Origin of the sequence: Bacillus cereus group sp. BfR-BA-01380, from assembly GCF_022663535.1 — a bacterium.
In the GTDB taxonomy this organism is placed as follows: domain Bacteria; phylum Bacillota; class Bacilli; order Bacillales; family Bacillaceae_G; genus Bacillus_A; species Bacillus_A cereus_BB.
This window is the reverse complement of the sequence record NZ_JAKUFS010000006.1, coordinates 182,723-200,743: the sequence shown is the minus strand read 5'-3', so window position 1 is coordinate 200,743 and position 18,021 is coordinate 182,723. Positions and strand designations below refer to the sequence as shown.

Sequence of the window (18,021 nt, the reverse complement as noted above, 5' to 3'; positions counted from 1 at the left end):
ATGATTAAAATTGCACCATCGATTTTATCAGCAGATTTTTCAAGATTGGGAGAAGAAATTAAAGATGTAGAAAAAGGCGGAGCAGATTACATACATGTTGATGTAATGGACGGACATTTTGTTCCAAACATTACAATTGGACCGTTAATTGTGGAAGCTATTCGCCCAATTACTTCTTTATCATTAGATGTTCATCTTATGATTGAAAATCCGGATCAGTATATTGAGGCTTTTGCGAAAGCAGGAGCGGACATTATTACGGTACATGTAGAAGCTTGCCCGCACTTACATCGGACAATTCAATTAATTAAATCACAAGGCATTAAAGCGGGTGTTGTTTTAAATCCACATACACCGGTTTCTATGATTGAACATGTATTAGAAGATGTAGATATGGTGCTATTTATGACGGTAAATCCAGGATTTGGCGGACAAAAGTTCATTCATTCTGTATTGCCGAAAATTAAACAAGTTGCTGATGTGATCCGTGAACGTAATTTGCAAGTAGAGATTGAAGTTGATGGCGGCGTGAATGTAGAAACAGCAAAATTATGTGTAGAAGCAGGAGCTAATGTTCTCGTTGCTGGATCTGCAGTATATAATGAAAAAGATCGCGGGGCAGCAATTGCTGCAATTCGCGGATAAGAATGAAGCGGTAAATAGGAAAATGAATCAAAAGAAAAGGTAATCTAGCTATTAGCAGATTGCCTTTTTTCTATAGGAGGAGAGAGAACGTGATTATTCATATTTTAGCTGGGGGTCCAGTAGAGTGCTGGGCAGATTTTTCTAAATATGAGAGTGAAGAGGTTGTATGGGCAGCTGTTGATCGCGGAGTATACCATTTGTTGCAATTTGGAATCATGCCAGAAGTAGCGTTTGGTGATTATGACTCTGTTACAAAAGAGGAACTAGTATGGATGCAAAAGCAGAAGCATGATCTGCATATTGTACCGAAAGAAAAGGATGAAACTGATTTAGAGATTGCGATTAACTGGGCTTTAAAGCAACAACCAGCACAAATTCGTATTTTTGGTGCAACAGGTGGAAGGTTGGATCATAGTTTAGCAAACATTCAAATGCTAATAAAAGGTTTACAATCCAATACCAATATAAGCATTGTAGATTATAAAAATGAAATTTCAGTTAGAGAATTAGGTACATATACAATTGAAGAAAATTCATTATTTCCTTACATATCCTTTGTTCCAGTGACAGAAATAGTAACGGGAATCACACTCCATGGTTTTAAATATCCCCTTATTGATAAAACGATAAAATGGGGATCGACACTTTGTATAAGTAATGAACTCGTTGCGGAAAAAGGTACTTTTTCATTTACTTCTGGCATATTAATGGTGATAAGAAGCACTGATTGAAGAAATACTTTTAATGCGGCGTCTATAGTAAACAAGTGGAGTAATGGGGATTAGGAGGGAAACCATGAGATTTTATACAATTAAGTTACCGAAATTTCTTGGTGGAATTGTTCGCGCGGTATTGAATACCTTTAAAAAAGGATAAAAAGCACCTATTAGCGGTGCTTTTTTCATGAGTATAATAAAAAAAGAGCCAATTGGCTCTCTTTTTTATTATTAAACACGTTCGATTTTGCCAGATTTTAATGCTCTAGCAGAAACGTAAACACGTTGAACTTTACCGTCAATGCGTACGCGAACTTTTTGAAGGTTAGCGCCCCATTTACGTTTTGTAGCGTTCATTGCGTGAGAACGAGAGTTACCAGAACGAGCTTTTCTTCCAGTAATAGCACAAACACGAGCCATCTATATTTCCCTCCCTTAACTACCGTAACCTACGTAATTTTCAATGTTAGTCTTTTATGCGATGCTAAAAACACTACTATAATTTAACACAACTAAAAAGAGAATGCAACAGTGTATAAAAAAGAAATCAAGAAAAATTACTTGACACTATATGTAGGGAAACAAAAGCGGAAATCAAGAAAAATCACTTGACATATTGTAGCGGTAAGTGTTGTATAATAAAAATGGACTATTTTGCTCACTAGAAAAAAGTGCTATTTTATTTTATAAATGTGAGAGCGAAAAGAAAGAACAATGGAATTTTCTTTAAAAAGATTATATTATAGTAAATAAAGTAGTCTAGCTCACTTTCACCATTTCAGAAGGGGGAAACGAGATGTCAATTGAAATTAAGACAAAGTACGGTCAAATTGATATTAGTACAGATGTAATTGCAACAATTGCTGGAGGCGCTGCAGTAGACTGTTACGGCATCGTCGGTATGGCTTCTAAAAACCAATTAAAAGATGGGTTGACAGAAATTTTACGAAAAGAAAACTTCACTAGAGGCGTTATTGTTCGTAAAGACGAAGATGAAGTACATATTGATATGTATATTATCGTGAGCTATGGTACAAAAATTTCAGAGGTAGCACATAACGTCCAAACGAAAGTGAAGTATACACTAGATCAAACGGTAGGACTAGCAGTAGATTCTGTAAACATCTACGTACAGGGAGTTAAAGTAATAAACTTGTAATGTGCATTAAGGAGGAAGAACTGTGTCAATTCAAAAAATTGATGGAAAACGTTTGTCACAAATGATCATACAAGGAGCAAATAATTTAACAAACAATGTTCAACTTGTTGATGCTTTAAACGTTTTTCCAGTTCCAGATGGCGATACCGGTACAAACATGAACTTATCGATGACTTCAGGCGCGCGCGAGGTGAAAGGAAAACCTTCACAACACGCTGGTAAAGTCGGAGTAAGTTTAGCTAAAGGATTATTAATGGGAGCGCGTGGTAACTCAGGTGTTATTTTATCTCAGTTGTTCCGTGGTTTTTCGAAATCCATTGAACAAAAAGAAGAATTAACAACAATTGATTTTGCTGATGCGTTAGAAGCGGGCGTAGAAACGGCATATAAAGCAGTTATGAAGCCGATTGAAGGAACGATTTTAACAGTTGCAAGAGAAACGAGTAAACATGCAGTTACAGTTGCGAAAAAACAGCGCGACTTTGTTTTGTTTATGGAAGAAGTTGTGAAAGAAGCGAATGCATCATTAAATCGTACACCAGATTTATTACCTGTATTAAAACAAGTTGGTGTTGTAGATAGCGGTGGGAAAGGTCTTGTTGTCGTTTATGAAGGATTTCTAGCGGATTTAAAAGGTGAAACAATCGCCTCTAATGAGCCAACACAACCATCTATGAACGAAATGGTACGTGCAGAACATCACCGTAGTGTACAAAGCCAATTGAGTACAGAAGATATTAAATACGGCTACTGCACAGAATTCATGGTTAAGTTAGACGAAGAGAAGATGAAAGAACATAATTTCTCTGAGCAAAAATTCCGTGAAGAGATTAGTGTGTACGGTGATTCATTGCTTGTTGTATCTGATGATGAAATCGTAAAAGTTCATATTCATGCAGAGCATCCTGGAGATGCGATGAACTACGGGCAACGTTATGGAAGCTTAATCAAAATTAAAGTAGAGAATATGCGTGAACAACATACTGCTTTATTAGATGAGCCTGCAGCGATGCATGTAGAAGTAAAACAACCTGCAGAAAAACAGCCTTATGGAATTGTAACGGTGGCAATGGGTTCTGGTATTAAAGAATTGTTTGAAAGCATCGGTGCGACAGTAGTTATTGAAGGCGGTCAAACGATGAATCCAAGTACAGAAGATATTGTAAAAGCTATTGAAGAAGTGAATGCAGAAAAAGTTATTATATTACCGAACAATGGTAATATTGTAATGGCTGCAGAGCAAGCAGCTTCTGTAGTGGGCCCAAAAGTAATTGTTGTTCGTTCAAAAACAGTTCCACAAGGTATGGCAGCGATGCTTGCTTTCAATCCAGCAGGAACCCTTGAAGAAAACGAAGCGCATATGAACGAAGCTCTTGCTCATGTGAAAACAGGTCAAATCACATATGCGGTTCGTGATACAGAAATTGATGGTGTAACAATTAATAAAGATGACTTCATGTGTATTGCAGATGGGAAAATTGTATCGACAGATGTAGAGAAAATTACAGCTGCGAAAAAACTGTTAGAAAATATGCTTGATGAAGATGCAGAAATTTTAACAATTTTACAGGGTGAAGATGCATCGGAAGAAGAAGTAGATGCATTAGTAACATTTGTAGAAGAAACATTTGAAGATGTAGAAGTGGAAGTTCATAATGGAAATCAACCTTTATATTCTTTCATTTTTTCTGTAGAATAACGTTTTATTTTTGTTTAAAATGTACTTACGCTATAATGAGATGAACTAATATAAATGATGAGAGGGCCTTGCTAGCAGATGTGGTGGGGCTCTCTTTCTTTTTGAAAATGAAGTGAAACCTTCATCAGTAAGGTATTTTTCATCCCTGGCTTACGGTTAGGTGAACCAATTGGGCTAACTGCCCGCGCATAGTTTTTTGTCACATGCAAGGTTAAAACAAAAGGAGAAAGCAAATAGCGATCATGGTGTATTTTGCGTAACAGGACTTATATGTCGGAAAATTAAAACGAATATATATATGCGACTAGGGAAAGGTGAAATGACTACTATGCTTTCTTGATGCTATGGTAGAATAGAGAGGGAGTGATTGCATATTCAACGTGAAAACGGAAATATGTAATCTATTGTTGAGATATAACCTGTATACATGAAAGGTTAGGAATAAGATTTGACGGAGCGTGAAGATCTTGGATAAAGTTGTGCAAATTCCAATTACGGATGTGAAGGGGATTGGAGAGGAAACAGCTGTATTACTAAATGAGATGGGGATTTTTACGGTTTCTGATTTACTAGAGCATTTTCCGTATCGTTATGAAGACTATGCGATGAAGGATTTGGCTGAAGTTAAACATGAAGAACGGGTAACTGTGGAAGGGAAAGTACATAGTGCGCCTCTTTTGCAATATTATGGAAAAAATAAATCTCGTCTTACTGTACGTGTTCTCGTTGGGCGTTATTTAATTACAGCTGTATGCTTTAACCGCCCCTACTATAAACAGAAGTTAAATATTGATGAAACGATAACGATATCTGGGAAATGGGATCAACATCGTCAAACGATTTCAGTATCTGAACTTCACTTTGGGCCGGTTGTTCGTCAACAAGAAGTAGAACCAGTATATTCAGTTAAAGGGAAATTGACGGTGAAACAAATGCGTCGCTTTATTGCAGGGGCGTTTAAAGAGTATGGTTCTTTTGTGAAAGAAGTGTTGCCAGAAGGGTTGTTGTTGCGTTACAAGTTATTATCTCGTTATGAAGCACTACATGCCTTGCATTTTCCTAGTGGACAAGAAGCTATGAAACAGGCGCGTCGCCGCTTTGTATATGAAGAGTTTTTTTTATTCCAATTGAAGATGCAGGCACTTCGCAAAATGGAGCGGGAAAGTTCAAAGGGGACAAAAAAAGATGTATCTCTTGAACGATTAGAAGAGTTTATAGGAGCTCTTCCTTTTCCGTTAACGAATGCGCAGCAGCGTGTGGTTACAGAAATTATGAAAGATTTACGGTCCCCGTATCGAATGAATCGTTTACTACAAGGTGATGTAGGTTCTGGGAAAACGGTAGTGGCTGCAATTGCTTTGTATGCTGCGAAATTAGCTGGATATCAAGGGGCATTAATGGTACCAACAGAAATTTTAGCAGAGCAGCATTATCAATCGTTAGTATCTATATTTTCCCATTTTAATATGAACATTGAATTATTAACAAGCTCTGTAAAGGGAGCGCGTCGCCGTGAGATATTAGCTAGACTAGAACAAGGAGAAATTGATATTCTCGTTGGAACTCATGCTTTAATTCAAAATGAAGTCATATTTCACCGGCTGGGGCTTGTAATTACGGATGAACAACATCGCTTCGGTGTAGCACAGCGTCGTGTATTGAGGGAAAAAGGTGAAAATCCTGATGTTTTATTTATGACAGCAACACCAATTCCTCGTACATTAGCAATTACTGCGTTTGGTGAAATGGATGTATCAATTATTGATGAGATGCCGGCAGGTCGTAAAGTCATTGAAACATACTGGGCGAAACATGATATGTTTGAACGTGTTCTTGGATTTGTAGAGAAAGAAGTAAAAAAAGGACGACAAGCGTATGTCATTTGTCCATTAATTGAAGAATCAGAGAAACTGGATGTGCAAAATGCGATTGATTTACATAGTATGTTGACTCATCATTATCAAGGGAAATTTCAAGTTGGTCTTATGCATGGCCGCCTTTCTTCTCAGGAGAAAGATGAAGTAATGCATCAATTTAGCGAAAATAAAGTGCAAATTCTCATTTCGACAACGGTTGTAGAAGTTGGTGTGAACGTACCGAATGCAACAACGATGGTTATTTATGATGCAGAACGTTTTGGGTTATCACAACTTCACCAACTTCGTGGTCGTGTGGGGCGTGGAAGTGAACAATCTTATTGTATTTTAATTGCTGATCCGAAATCGGAAACAGGAAAAGAACGCATGCGTATTATGACAGAGACAAATGATGGATTTGTCCTATCAGAAAAAGATTTAGAATTGCGTGGTCCTGGGGATTTCTTTGGAAGCAAGCAAAGTGGTTTACCTGAATTTAAATTAGCTGATATGGTACATGATTATCGAGCGTTAGAAACAGCAAGGCAAGATGCTGCACTACTTGTTGATTCGACTGCGTTTTGGCAAAGCGAACAGTATGAAATGCTGCGTAGTTATTTAGAGAAATCAGGGGTTTTTCAAGGAGAAAAGCTAGATTAAAGCGCAATACGTAAAAAAATGTTGCATTCTGTATTTAATGCTTATATACTACTGTTAGTACCTAGTCATAAAAATGGATGGTGCGGAATGAAAAAGAGAAGGAAAAAAGAAAGACAAGAGTTGTTACAACAAACGATAGATGTAAATCCGTTTATTACGGATGAAGAATTAGCTGAACAATTTCAAGTGAGTATTCAAACAATTCGTCTCGATCGAATGGAACTTTCGATTCCAGAATTACGAGAACGAATTAAACATGTGGCAACGAAACAACATGAAGAAGATGTAAAATCTTTACCGCTTGATGAAGTGGTAGGAGAAATTATTGATATAGAATTAGATAGACATGCGATTTCTATTTTTGAAGTGAAAGAAGAACATGTCTTTAAACGTAATCAAATTGCCCGTGGGCATCATTTATTTGCACAAGCAAACTCATTAGCTGTTGCGGTTATTGATGAAGAATTAGCTTTAACTGCAAAGTCTATCATTCGATATATTCGTCCTGTAAAATTAGGAGAGCGTGTTGTTGCGAAAGCACGTGTTGAAGATGTAGAGAATGATAAAGGACGGACGGTTGTCAAAGTGCGTAGTTTTGTTGGAGACGAACTTGTATTTACAGGCACTTTTGAAATGTATCGATCTAGTAATTATAGTGAGGAAGGTAGTAACTTATGAGAATCGCAATAGATGCAATGGGCGGCGATCATGCGCCAAAATCTGTCGTGCTTGGAGCAATGAAAGCAATTAAAGAATATTCAGATTTACATATTACGTTAGTTGGAAAAGAAGACGAAATTCGTAAGTATTTAACAAATGAAGAGCGTATTACGGTGCTGCACACAGAGGAAGTAATTGAAGGAACAGATGAGCCAGTACGAGCAGTGCGCCGTAAAAAACAAGCTTCTATGGTACTTGCTGCGCAACAAGTAAAAGAAGGTGCCGCTGATGCTTGTATTTCAGCTGGGAATACAGGGGCTCTTATGGCAGCTGGATTATTTGTAGTAGGACGTATAGAAGGAATTGAGCGTCCAGCTCTTTCTCCTACGATGCCAACAGTAGATGGAAAAGGCTTTGTTATGCTAGATGTTGGTGCGAATGTCGATGCGAAAGCAATTCATTTATACCAGTATGCTGTAATGGGATCTGTATATGCAGAGAAAGTAAGAGGAATTTCTAATCCTCGCGTAGGTCTTTTGAATGTTGGAACTGAGGATGGAAAAGGAAACGAGCTTTCTAAACAAGTTTTTGCAATGCTAAAAGATGCACCGCTTAACTTTGTTGGAAATGTAGAATCACGAGACTTATTACAAGGTGTAGCTGACGTGGTTGTTTGTGACGGATTTACTGGAAATGTTGCTCTTAAAACCTTAGAGGGGACTGCAATTTCGTTATTCTCTATGCTAAAAGAGCAATTGACGAGTTCATTTACAAGCAAGCTAGCGGCAAGAGTATTAAAACCAAAACTTAGGGTGTTAAAAGACAAAATGGATTATTCAGAGTATGGAGGAGCAGCTTTATTTGGATTGAAAGCTCCTGTCATCAAAGCGCATGGTTCTTCTAATGACCAATCGATTTTTAGTGCGATTCGTCAAACTCGTGAAATGGTAGCGAAGGAAGTTATTCCTACTATTACGAGCGTAGTGGAGGAGGAACCGCTTCAATAATGAGGAGGTTTTGAAATGGGAAAACTAGCATTTCTTTTTCCTGGACAAGGTTCACAAGCAGTTGGAATGGGAAAACAATTAGCGGAAAGTTATGAAGAGGTTGCAAAAGTATTTCATCAGGCTGATGAGATTTTAAAAGATTCTCTTTCATCACTTATCTTTGAGGGTCCTCAAGAAACATTGACGTTAACGACTAATGCGCAGCCGGCATTGTTAACGACAAGTATTGCAATTTTAAAGGTGTTAGAGCAGTACGATATTACACCTGACTATGTTGCAGGACATAGTTTAGGTGAGTATAGCGCGCTAGTAACAGCAGGTGCTATGTCATTTGAAGATGGTGTATACGCTGTAAGAAAACGTGGTGAATACATGGAAGAAGCTGTGCCAAGTGGTGAAGGTGCAATGGCAGCAATTATGGGAGCAGATCCTGATATGTTAAAGCGGGTAACTGAAGAAGTAACGCATGAAGGTTATCCTGTTCAAGTTGCGAACATGAATAGCACAAAGCAAATTGTAATTTCTGGTACAAAACAAGGCGTAGAATTAGCTTCAGAAAGAGCGAAAGAAAACGGTGCAAAGCGTGCAATCCCACTGCGTGTTAGTGGTCCATTCCATTCATCTCTTATGAAACCAGCGGCTGAGAAGTTTCGAGGTGTGCTAAATGAAATTAAGATCGAGGATGCAAAAATTCCAGTTGTTGCAAATGTAACAGCAGATTGCATTACGCGGAAAGAAGACATTCAAGAAAAGTTAATTGAGCAACTTTATTCCCCTGTATTATGGTACCCATCCATTGAACGTATGGTGGAGCTTGGTGTAGATACATTTATTGAAATTGGGCCTGGAAAAGTTTTAGCTGGTCTTATGAAATCAATCGCTCCGTCTGTGAAAGTATATGCAATATACGATGAGGAAACGATGAAAGATACCATTTCAAAACTGAGAGGAGAAGGCTAATGTTATTAAAAGACAAAGTTGCATTAGTAACGGGAGCATCTCGCGGAATCGGCCGTGCAATTGCATTAGATTTAGCAAAACAAGGTGCAAAAGTAGTTGTAAACTATGCAGGAAACGAAATGAAAGCAAATGAAGTTGTTGATGAGATTAAAAATTTAGGTTCAGAAGCAATCGCAGTAAAAGCAAATGTTGCTAGTAGCGAAGAAGTAGCTGACATGGTAAAACAAACTGTAGATGCATTTGGTCAAATTGATATTCTTGTCAATAACGCTGGCATTACGAGAGATAATTTGTTAATGCGTATGAAAGAGGAAGAATGGGATGCGGTTATTAATACAAATTTAAAAGGTGTCTTTTTATGTACAAAGGCTGTATCTCGTTATATGATGCGTCAACGTCATGGGCGCATTATTAATATCGCTTCCGTTGTCGGTGTTACTGGGAATCCAGGACAAGCAAATTACGTTGCAGCAAAAGCTGGTGTAATTGGATTAACAAAAACTTCAGCAAAAGAGCTGGCAAGTCGTAATATTACAGTAAATGCGGTCGCTCCTGGATTTATAGTAACAGATATGACAGATGTATTGGCGGAAGATGTGAAGAACGAAATGTTAAAATTAATTCCAATTGCAAAATTTGGAGAAGCAGAAGATATTTCAAATGCTGTTGCCTTTTTAGCATCAGATGCGAGTCGTTATATTACTGGGCAAACACTTCATGTTGACGGCGGCATGGTGATGTAAGAGAAGAAACTATAGAAATAGGTTGATTTCATCTCGTTTTTCTGTACAATATTAAATATAATGTCTTGAGGAGAGCGGATGGATTTAAAAAAGTAACAGTTTGTCTATACTTTTTAAAGGAGGTGAATGAATATGGCAGACGTTTTAGAGCGTGTAACGAAAATCATCGTAGATCGTTTAGGAGTAGACGAAACAGAGATAACACCAGCTGCAAACTTTAAAGAAGATTTAGGTGCTGACTCCCTAGATGTAGTAGAACTTGTAATGCAATTAGAAGATGAGTTTGAAATGGAAATTTCTGATGAGGAAGCAGAAAAGATTGCTACTGTTGGCGATGCTGTGACTTACATAGAGAGTCATCTATAATGCTTGATGAAGTCCCGTTTATATACGGGGCTTTCTCAGCATATATACCTGGAGGGACCTATGCCGTACAGAAAGTATAGAGATAAGAAGCATGAAGCTAAATATCGAGAGGCTTTTAAGAAGTTTCAAGAGAAAATAGGTATTACATTTACAAATGAAAAGTTGTTAATTCAAGCATTTACGCATTCATCGTATGTGAATGAGCATCGAAAAAAGCCACATGAAGATAACGAGCGTCTTGAATTTCTTGGAGACGCGGTATTAGAACTAACAGTTTCGCAATATTTGTTTCAAAAATATCCGACAATGAGTGAGGGCGAATTAACAAAACTTCGCGCTGCTATTGTATGTGAACCTTCTCTCGTTCGTTTTGCAAATGAGCTATCATTTGGAGATCTTGTCCTTTTAGGAAAGGGAGAGGAAATGACAGGAGGACGTGAACGTCCAGCGTTATTAGCGGATGTCTTTGAAGCGTTTGTTGGCGCACTTTACCTGGACCAAGGTTTGGACAAGGTATGGGGATTTTTAAAAACAGTTGTTTATCCGAAAATTAATGAAGGTGCTTTTTCTCATGTGATGGATTTTAAAAGTCAACTACAAGAGTTAATTCAGCGTGATGGTAGCGGGAATATAGAATATCAAATTCTGCAAGAAAAAGGACCAGCCCATAATCGAGAATTTGTATCGCGCGTTACATTAAACGGCGAATCTTTAGGTCTTGGAAGTGGGAAGTCTAAGAAAGAGGCAGAACAGCGTGCTGCCCAAGAAGCGTTGGAAAAATTAAAAGAGCAATCATAGCGAATCCCCCTTGTACTTAGGGGGATTCCTTGTGCATAAAGGGGGAAGGCCTTTCGTGTTTTTAAAACGGTTAGAGATAGCAGGATTTAAATCTTTTGCGGAACGTGTGTCGATTGACTTTGTACCAGGTGTAACGTCTGTGGTAGGTCCAAATGGAAGCGGGAAAAGTAATATTACAGACGCAATTCGTTGGGTACTTGGTGAACAATCTGTAAAGTCGCTGCGCGGTTCGAAAATGGAAGATATTATCTTTTCCGGAAGCGATACGCGTAAAGCGTTAAATATTGCAGAAGTAACATTAACATTAAATAATGAGGATCAACGTCTACCAATTGAATACAACGAAGTAAGCGTAACGAGACGAGTATATCGTTCTGGAGACAGTGAATTTCTTATTAATAAACAGTCTTGTCGTTTAAAAGATATTGTTGATTTATTCATGGACTCAGGTATGGGGCGTGAAGCGTTTTCTATTATCAGTCAAGGTAAAGTGGAAGAAATTCTAAGTAGTAAAGCAGAAGACCGCCGTAGTATTTTTGAAGAAGCAGCTGGTGTGTTGAAATATAAAATTCGTAAGAAGAAAGCGGAAGGGAAACTAGCGGAGACACAAGAAAATTTAAATCGTGTAGAAGATATTATTCACGAATTAAGTGCGCAAGTTGAACCTCTTGGAAGACAAGCTTCTATTGCGAAAGATTATCTAGAGAAAAAAGATGAACTAGAAAAAGTCGAAGCGGCATTAATTGTGTATGAAATTGAAGAATTACATGAAAAATGGGAAGCGCTTCGTGAGCAATTTAAATATAACAAAGATGAAGAAGTGCAGTTATCGACGCATCTTCAAAAAAATGAAGCGGATTTAGAAGAAGTACGTGCAAATGTACAAGCTATTGATGAGTCTGTTCAATCTTTACAAGAAGTTCTTCTTCTTTCTAGTAAAGAGCTTGAAAAGTTAGAGGGGCAACGTGAACTGCTGAAAGAAAGAAAGCACAATGCAACGACACATTGTGCGCAGTTAGAAACACTCATTCATGAATTAACAGAAAAAGTTTCTGTATATGAAGGAAGTGCCATGCAAGGAACAGAGGAATTCATGAAATTAGCAAGTCATGTGAAAGAGTTAGAACAGAAGTTGCATGACAGCGAACAATTGTTGTCTACATATGAACAAAATTTGGATGAGAAAATTGAACATTTAAAAGGTGACTATATTGAACTTTTAAATCAACAAGCAAGCTATCGAAATGAATTTTCTATGTTAGAGGAACAATTTAAACAGCGAGATTTCAAAAATCAGCGTCTTGACGAAGAAAATGAAAAATATGTGCAGATGCGCATAGCAATTGCACAGCAAAAATCAACTTTTGTTGAAAAATATGAACGTATAAAAGAACAAATCACAAATCTGTTGTCAAGCATGCAGCAAACGGAGACTGCGCTTGGCGAATGTAAAAATCAATATAGTGAAAATGAGACTAAGCTATATCAAGCATATCAATATGTTCAGCAAGCCCGTTCCCGTAAAGAAATGCTTGAAGAAATGCAAGAAGATTATTCGGGATTTTATCAAGGTGTCCGTGAAGTATTAAAGGCGCGCGACAGCCTGTTGCATGGTATTGAAGGTGCGGTTGCAGAGCTTCTTACTGTACCGAAAAAATATGAAGTGGCGATGGAAATTGCACTTGGAGCAGCAATGCAGCATGTGGTTGTACAAACAGAAGAGCATGCACGCCGAGCAATTACATTTTTGAAGCAAAATCGCCATGGCCGTGCGACCTTTTTACCACAAAGTGTTATAAAGGGCAGAGCACTTAATGTAGAGCAACTTCGCATGATAAGCCAGCATTCGTCATTTATAGGGATAGCTTCAGAGCTTGTACAGTACGATCATAAATATGGAAATGTGATTACAAATTTATTAGGTACAGTCATAGTTGCCCATGATTTAAAAGGAGCAAATGAATTAGCAAAGCAGCTACAGTATCGTTATCGTATTGTTACATTAGAAGGAGATCTTGTGAATCCAGGAGGTTCAATGACAGGCGGTGCTGTGAAGCGAACAAATTCTTCTTTATTAGGACGTCAACGGGAATTGGAAGAGTGGAACGAAAAATTGACAGATATGGAAGAAAAGACAGAAAAGCTAGAAAACTACGTGAAAGCATTAAAACAAGAAATACAAGAAAAAGAAGTAAAATTGAAAGAACTTCGACAAAACGTCGATGAAAAGCGTTTAGATGAACAAAAATGCAAAGAAGAAATGAATCAGTTAGAGCTAGAAGAACATCGCATTAATGAGCGTTTATCTATCTATGACTTAGAACTGGAAGGGTTTTTGCAAGACCAAGTGAAGATACAAGGGCGCAAAACTGAAATAGAAGAAACGCTTGCTGAGCTGCAAGAAAAAATTACGCAACTTGATATAACGATTACAGAGTTAACAAAACAAAAGAATGAGCAGCATTCTTTAAAGGAAAAAGTACAGAAAAAGATTACAGAGCTCAAAGTACAAGTGGCTGAAAAGCAACAACGATTATCGAACCAAAAAGAAACAGTAGAACGCCTTACAAAAGAACGAGATGAAACGAAAAAGAATCTTATAAAGACAAAAGAAGATTTAGCATTCTTAAAACAAGAAATGACATCGAATTCTAGCGGTGAAGAACAAATTACAAGTATGATTGAAAAGAAAACACACGATAGAAATCAAACTGTGGAATTAATTAGCTCACGCCGTGAACAGCGTCTTGATTTACAAGGACGACTAGAACATTTAGATTTAGAAGTAAAAGAAGCGAAGCGTAGGCATAAATATTTGCTTGATGTATTAAAGGATCAAGAAGTGAAAATAAATCGTTTAGACGTGGAGTTAGAAAATCGCTTGCAACACTTACGAGAAACGTATACCATTTCTTTTGAAGCTGCGAAACAAAAATATACGATGACAATGTCTAGCGAGGAAGCTCGTAAAAAAGTGAAATTAATTAAACTATCCATTGAAGAACTCGGTACAGTGAATATAGGCGCTATTGATGAATTTGAGCGAGTATCTGAGCGCCATACGTTCTTATTAGAGCAGCGTGATGATTTGCAAGAGGCGAAAACAACACTTCATCAAGTAATTGATGAGATGGATGAAGAAATGAAAAAACGTTTTTCGTATACGTTCCAAGCAATTCGTACAGAATTCCAGTTCGTATTTAGTGAATTATTTGGCGGTGGGCGTGCAGACTTGGTTATGACAAATCCGCACGATTTATTAAATACAGGAATTGATATTGTTGCACAGCCGCCAGGAAAAAAGTTACAAAATTTAGGTCTTCTTTCTGGGGGAGAACGAGCATTAACAGCTATTGCGTTGCTATTTGGTATTTTAAAAGTTCGTCCTGTACCGTTTTGTGTGCTAGATGAGGTGGAAGCTGCACTAGATGAAGCAAACGTTGCTCGTTTTGCACAGTATTTGAAAAGATTTAGTAATGAAACGCAGTTTATTGTTATTACACACCGAAAGGGTACGATGGAAGAATCTGATGTATTATATGGTGTAACGATGCAAGAATCTGGTGTGTCTAAGCTTGTTTCCGTTCGTTTAGATGATGGGGAAGAGCTTGTTACGAGCAAATAGGAAGGATGGGAAAGAATGAGTTTTTTTAAAAAATTAAAAGAAAAAATTTCGAAGCAAACAGATACGGTAACAGAGAAGTTTAAACAAGGTTTAGAGAAAACGAGAAACTCTTTTACAGAAAAAGTAAATGATTTAGTATATCGTTATCGTAAAGTTGACGAAGAGTTCTTCGAAGAGTTAGAGGAAATTTTAATTGGTGCGGATGTGGGTGTGTCCACAGTAATGGAGTTAATTGACCAATTAAGAGATGAAGTGAAACGTCGTAATATTCAAGACCCAAGAGAAGTACAAGCTGTTATCTCTGAAAAATTAATTGAGATTTATAAAGGTAACGGTAATTTTAATAATGAATTAAATGTACAAGATAATGCATTGACAGTTATTTTATTTGTTGGGGTAAACGGTGTTGGAAAAACAACAACGATTGGAAAAATGGCACATAAACTCAAATCAGACGGCAAATCTGTATTATTAGCAGCTGGCGACACATTCCGTGCTGGTGCAATCGAGCAGCTAGAAGTGTGGGGAGAACGTGTTGGTGTAGATGTAATTAAACAAGGATCAGGTTCTGACCCAGCGGCTGTTATGTACGATGCAATTCAGGCTGCAAAATCGCGAAAAGTTGATGTTTTGTTATGTGATACGGCAGGTCGCTTGCAAAATAAAATCAACTTAATGAAAGAGTTAGAGAAAGTAAAACGTGTAATCGAACGTGAAGTTCCTGGAGCTCCTCATGAAGTATTGCTTGTTATTGATGCAACAACAGGGCAAAATGGTTTAAGCCAAGCGAAGACATTCCGCGAGGCGACAAATGTAACGGGCATTGTCTTAACGAAATTGGATGGAACTGCTAAAGGTGGAATTGTATTAGCAATTCGTAATGAGATGGATGTACCGGTGAAATTTGTTGGTCTGGGAGAACAAATGGATGACTTGCAAGCATTTGATCCAGAACAATATGTATATGGATTATTTGGGGACCTTGTAGAAACAGAAGCAGAATAAAGTGAAGTGGGGGGGTCTTCATCCCCCACTAATGGTCAGCCCCACGAATCGGGCTTTTACGGACAGTTAGCCCCTGCTTATCTTCTTCGCTTTTCTCTACATCTTGAGGGGGCTTACTGCCCGTTAATGCGGGATAAAGTGAAGGTTTGATTCGTGATAGTTTTTATCTATATAAATACAAATTAAAAACTAACACAAAAATCCTTTTCGAGAGCATCCGGCTGTGTATAGAAGTGATCAGGGTCTTCTCCTGCCACGTGCAAGAGTTTAAAACATATGTAGAAAAAGAAGGAGCGGTGTGTACCGCTTCTTCTTTTTGAATTTAAATTAAGATGTTAAGAAAAAAACTTGACACACCTTTATTCTACATGTAAACTAATCGATGTAAAGGTAATTCACTTAACAAAGGGTGATTCAACATGCTCGAAAAAACAACGAGAATGAATTATTTGTATGATTTTTATCAATCGTTGTTAACGCCAAAACAAAGAAGTTATATGTCACTTTACTATCTTGATGATCTATCGCTTGGTGAAATTGCAGAAGAATTTGAAGTAAGTCGCCAAGCAGTGTATGATAACATTAAACGGACAGAAGCGATGCTTGAAGAATATGAAGAAAAGTTATTATTACTTCAAAAGTTTCAAGAAAGGCAGCAACTTGTTGCAAAGTTAAAGCAGCTAATCAGCGAAGAAGAGCATGTAGATGAACAAGTAAAACAAGTTGTTGAAGCTATCGAAAATTTAGATTAGGAGGGCGGCAATATGGCATTTGAAGGATTAGCCGACCGACTTCAACAGACAATGCAAAAGATTCGCGGCAAAGGGAAAGTATCCGAAGCTGACGTAAAAGAAATGATGAGAGAAGTTCGTCTTGCTCTTTTAGAAGCAGACGTTAACTTTAAAGTAGTAAAAGATTTTGTAAAGCGTGTGTCTGAACGTGCTGTCGGACAAGATGTAATGAGAAGTTTAACGCCTGGACAGCAAGTTATTAAAGTAGTACAGGAAGAACTTACTGAATTAATGGGTGGAGAACAGAGTAAAATTGCTGTCTCTAACCGTCCGCCAACCGTTATTATGATGGTTGGGTTGCAAGGTGCGGGTAAAACGACGACAACAGGTAAACTTGCGAATTTACTTCGTAAAAAGCATAATCGGAAACCGATGCTTGTTGCAGCTGACATTTATCGTCCAGCGGCAATTAAACAGCTTGAAACACTCGGTAAGCAATTAGATATGCCAGTTTTCTCTTTAGGAGACAAAGTAAGTCCTGTTGAAATCGCCAAGCAAGCAATTGCAAAAGCGAAAGAAGATCATCATGATTATGTTCTTATTGATACAGCAGGTCGTCTGCATATTGATGAAGAGCTTATGGATGAATTAGCACAAGTGAAAGAAGTAGCGAAACCGGACGAGATTTTCCTTGTTGTTGATGCAATGACAGGACAAGATGCGGTTAACGTTGCGCAAAGTTTCCATGAACAGCTTGGTTTAACAGGTGTTGTATTAACGAAATTAGATGGTGATACGCGCGGAGGTGCAGCGCTATCTATTAAAGCTGTTACAAACACACCGATTAAATTTGCTGGTATGGGTGAGAAATTAGATGCACTAGAGGCATTTCATCCAGAACGCATGGCATCGCGTATTTTAGGTATGGGTGATGTTCTGACGTTAATTGAAAAGGCGCAGGCGACAGTTGATGAAGAAAAAGCAAGAGAACTTGAGCAAAAAATGCGCACACTTTCCTTTACGTTAGATGATTTTTTAGAGCAACTAGGACAAGTGCGTCAATTAGGACCGCTTGATGAGCTATTAAATATGCTTCCTGGTGCTGGGAAAATTAAAGGATTAAAAAATGTCCAAGTTGATGAAAAGCAAATTGGACACATTGAAGCGATTATTCGCTCAATGACGAAATTAGAGCGTGAACAACCGGAAATGATTAACGCTAGTCGTAAGAAACGTATTGCTAAAGGTAGCGGTACAACTGTACAAGAGATCAATCGTCTTTTGAAGCAATTTGAAGATATGAAAAAGATGATGAAAACGATGTCTGGTATGCAAAAAGGTAAGAAAAAAGGACTAGGTGGTTTGAAGTTTCCATTTATGTAAGGAAAAAA

At 37.8% G+C, this 18,021-nt stretch carries 17 protein-coding genes; 16 read left to right on the top strand and 1 reads right to left on the bottom strand.

The annotated features are described in order from the left end of the window. The 3 genes from rpe (at nt 1) to spoVM (ending at nt 1,521) form a co-directional block, all read left to right on the top strand. A complete protein-coding gene (rpe, locus tag MR076_RS08280) occupies nt 1–645 on the top strand; it encodes a ribulose-phosphate 3-epimerase (RefSeq protein WP_242219552.1) in 645 nt (214 codons plus the stop codon). 89 nt (nt 646–734) lie between these two features. Further along, entirely contained in the window at nt 735–1,376 is a 642-nt protein-coding gene (locus MR076_RS08275) for a thiamine diphosphokinase (protein WP_242219550.1), read from the top strand. A 64-nt stretch (nt 1,377–1,440) separates the two neighbouring features. Then, nucleotides 1,441–1,521 carry a stage V sporulation protein SpoVM gene (spoVM, locus tag MR076_RS08270; RefSeq protein WP_020059192.1) on the top strand — a complete coding sequence of 27 codons (81 nt, stop codon included), beginning with the start codon at nt 1,441–1,443 and terminating at the stop codon, nt 1,519–1,521. A 71-nt stretch (nt 1,522–1,592) separates the two neighbouring features. Here spoVM and rpmB read toward each other — a convergent pair whose 3' ends face one another. Continuing rightward, entirely contained in the window at nt 1,593–1,781 is a 189-nt protein-coding gene (gene rpmB / locus MR076_RS08265; protein ID WP_000124776.1) for a 50S ribosomal protein L28, read from the bottom strand. 376 nt (nt 1,782–2,157) lie between these two features. On the opposite strand from rpmB, the gene MR076_RS08260 reads away from it, so the two are divergent. The 13 genes from MR076_RS08260 (at nt 2,158) to ffh (ending at nt 18,013) form a co-directional block, all read left to right on the top strand. Next, nucleotides 2,158–2,520, top strand: coding sequence for an Asp23/Gls24 family envelope stress response protein (locus MR076_RS08260; RefSeq protein WP_000021111.1), 363 nt, complete (start codon nt 2,158–2,160; stop codon nt 2,518–2,520). A gap of 22 nt (nt 2,521–2,542) precedes the next feature. After that, nucleotides 2,543–4,219, top strand: a complete 1,677-nt coding sequence (locus MR076_RS08255) for a DAK2 domain-containing protein (protein ID WP_242219547.1) — start codon at nt 2,543–2,545, stop codon at nt 4,217–4,219. 467 nt (nt 4,220–4,686) lie between these two features. After that, nucleotides 4,687–6,735 (top strand): ATP-dependent DNA helicase RecG, encoded by a 2,049-nt coding sequence (gene recG / locus MR076_RS08250; RefSeq protein ID WP_242219545.1) that lies wholly within the window; start codon nt 4,687–4,689, stop codon nt 6,733–6,735. 87 nt (nt 6,736–6,822) lie between these two features. Next, the gene (fapR, locus tag MR076_RS08245; RefSeq protein ID WP_242219544.1) at nt 6,823–7,413 is read left to right on the top strand and encodes a transcription factor FapR; all 591 of its coding nucleotides are present in this window, start codon (nt 6,823–6,825) and stop codon (nt 7,411–7,413) included. Then, nucleotides 7,410–8,402, top strand: a complete 993-nt coding sequence (gene plsX, locus MR076_RS08240; protein ID WP_242219542.1) for a phosphate acyltransferase PlsX — start codon at nt 7,410–7,412, stop codon at nt 8,400–8,402. The genes fapR and plsX overlap by 4 nt, the downstream gene beginning before the upstream one ends. A gap of 15 nt (nt 8,403–8,417) precedes the next feature. Next, nucleotides 8,418–9,362, top strand: a complete 945-nt coding sequence (gene fabD, locus MR076_RS08235; protein ID WP_242219540.1) for an ACP S-malonyltransferase — start codon at nt 8,418–8,420, stop codon at nt 9,360–9,362. After that, nucleotides 9,362–10,105 carry a 3-oxoacyl-[acyl-carrier-protein] reductase gene (fabG, locus tag MR076_RS08230; RefSeq protein ID WP_242219538.1) on the top strand — a complete coding sequence of 248 codons (744 nt, stop codon included), beginning with the start codon at nt 9,362–9,364 and terminating at the stop codon, nt 10,103–10,105. The genes fabD and fabG overlap by 1 nt, the downstream gene beginning before the upstream one ends. Nucleotides 10,106–10,237: 132 nt before the next feature. Further along, nucleotides 10,238–10,471: an acyl carrier protein gene (acpP, locus tag MR076_RS08225; RefSeq protein WP_242219536.1), complete on the top strand. Its 234-nt coding sequence runs from the start codon at nt 10,238–10,240 to the stop codon at nt 10,469–10,471. Between the two features lie 60 nt (nt 10,472–10,531). Then, the gene (gene rnc / locus MR076_RS08220) at nt 10,532–11,269 is read left to right on the top strand and encodes a ribonuclease III (RefSeq protein WP_242219534.1); all 738 of its coding nucleotides are present in this window, start codon (nt 10,532–10,534) and stop codon (nt 11,267–11,269) included. 55 nt (nt 11,270–11,324) lie between these two features. Next, nucleotides 11,325–14,894 (top strand): chromosome segregation protein SMC, encoded by a 3,570-nt coding sequence (gene smc / locus MR076_RS08215; RefSeq protein WP_242219532.1) that lies wholly within the window; start codon nt 11,325–11,327, stop codon nt 14,892–14,894. A gap of 15 nt (nt 14,895–14,909) precedes the next feature. Continuing rightward, nucleotides 14,910–15,899 carry a signal recognition particle-docking protein FtsY gene (gene ftsY / locus MR076_RS08210; RefSeq protein ID WP_242219530.1) on the top strand — a complete coding sequence of 330 codons (990 nt, stop codon included), beginning with the start codon at nt 14,910–14,912 and terminating at the stop codon, nt 15,897–15,899. 419 nt (nt 15,900–16,318) lie between these two features. Next, entirely contained in the window at nt 16,319–16,651 is a 333-nt protein-coding gene (locus MR076_RS08205) for a putative DNA-binding protein (RefSeq protein WP_098916231.1), read from the top strand. Nucleotides 16,652–16,663: 12 nt separating this feature from the next. Further along, nucleotides 16,664–18,013: a signal recognition particle protein gene (gene ffh / locus MR076_RS08200; protein ID WP_242219528.1), complete on the top strand. Its 1,350-nt coding sequence runs from the start codon at nt 16,664–16,666 to the stop codon at nt 18,011–18,013. Nucleotides 18,014–18,021: the final 8 nt, after the last annotated feature.

Coding starts and splice junctions, on each gene's coding strand:
- rpe (WP_242219552.1), top strand. CDS start 1: ATGATTAAAATTGCACCATCGATTTTATCAGCAGATTTTTCAAGATTG.
- spoVM (WP_020059192.1), top strand. CDS start 1,441: ATGAGATTTTATACAATTAAGTTACCGAAATTTCTTGGTGGAATTGTT.
- rpmB (WP_000124776.1), bottom strand. CDS start 1,781: ATGGCTCGTGTTTGTGCTATTACTGGAAGAAAAGCTCGTTCTGGTAAC.
- MR076_RS08260 (WP_000021111.1), top strand. CDS start 2,158: ATGTCAATTGAAATTAAGACAAAGTACGGTCAAATTGATATTAGTACA.
- fapR (WP_242219544.1), top strand. CDS start 6,823: ATGAAAAAGAGAAGGAAAAAAGAAAGACAAGAGTTGTTACAACAAACG.
- plsX (WP_242219542.1), top strand. CDS start 7,410: ATGAGAATCGCAATAGATGCAATGGGCGGCGATCATGCGCCAAAATCT.
- fabD (WP_242219540.1), top strand. CDS start 8,418: ATGGGAAAACTAGCATTTCTTTTTCCTGGACAAGGTTCACAAGCAGTT.
- fabG (WP_242219538.1), top strand. CDS start 9,362: ATGTTATTAAAAGACAAAGTTGCATTAGTAACGGGAGCATCTCGCGGA.
- acpP (WP_242219536.1), top strand. CDS start 10,238: ATGGCAGACGTTTTAGAGCGTGTAACGAAAATCATCGTAGATCGTTTA.
- rnc (WP_242219534.1), top strand. CDS start 10,532: ATGCCGTACAGAAAGTATAGAGATAAGAAGCATGAAGCTAAATATCGA.
- ftsY (WP_242219530.1), top strand. CDS start 14,910: ATGAGTTTTTTTAAAAAATTAAAAGAAAAAATTTCGAAGCAAACAGAT.
- MR076_RS08205 (WP_098916231.1), top strand. CDS start 16,319: ATGCTCGAAAAAACAACGAGAATGAATTATTTGTATGATTTTTATCAA.
- ffh (WP_242219528.1), top strand. CDS start 16,664: ATGGCATTTGAAGGATTAGCCGACCGACTTCAACAGACAATGCAAAAG.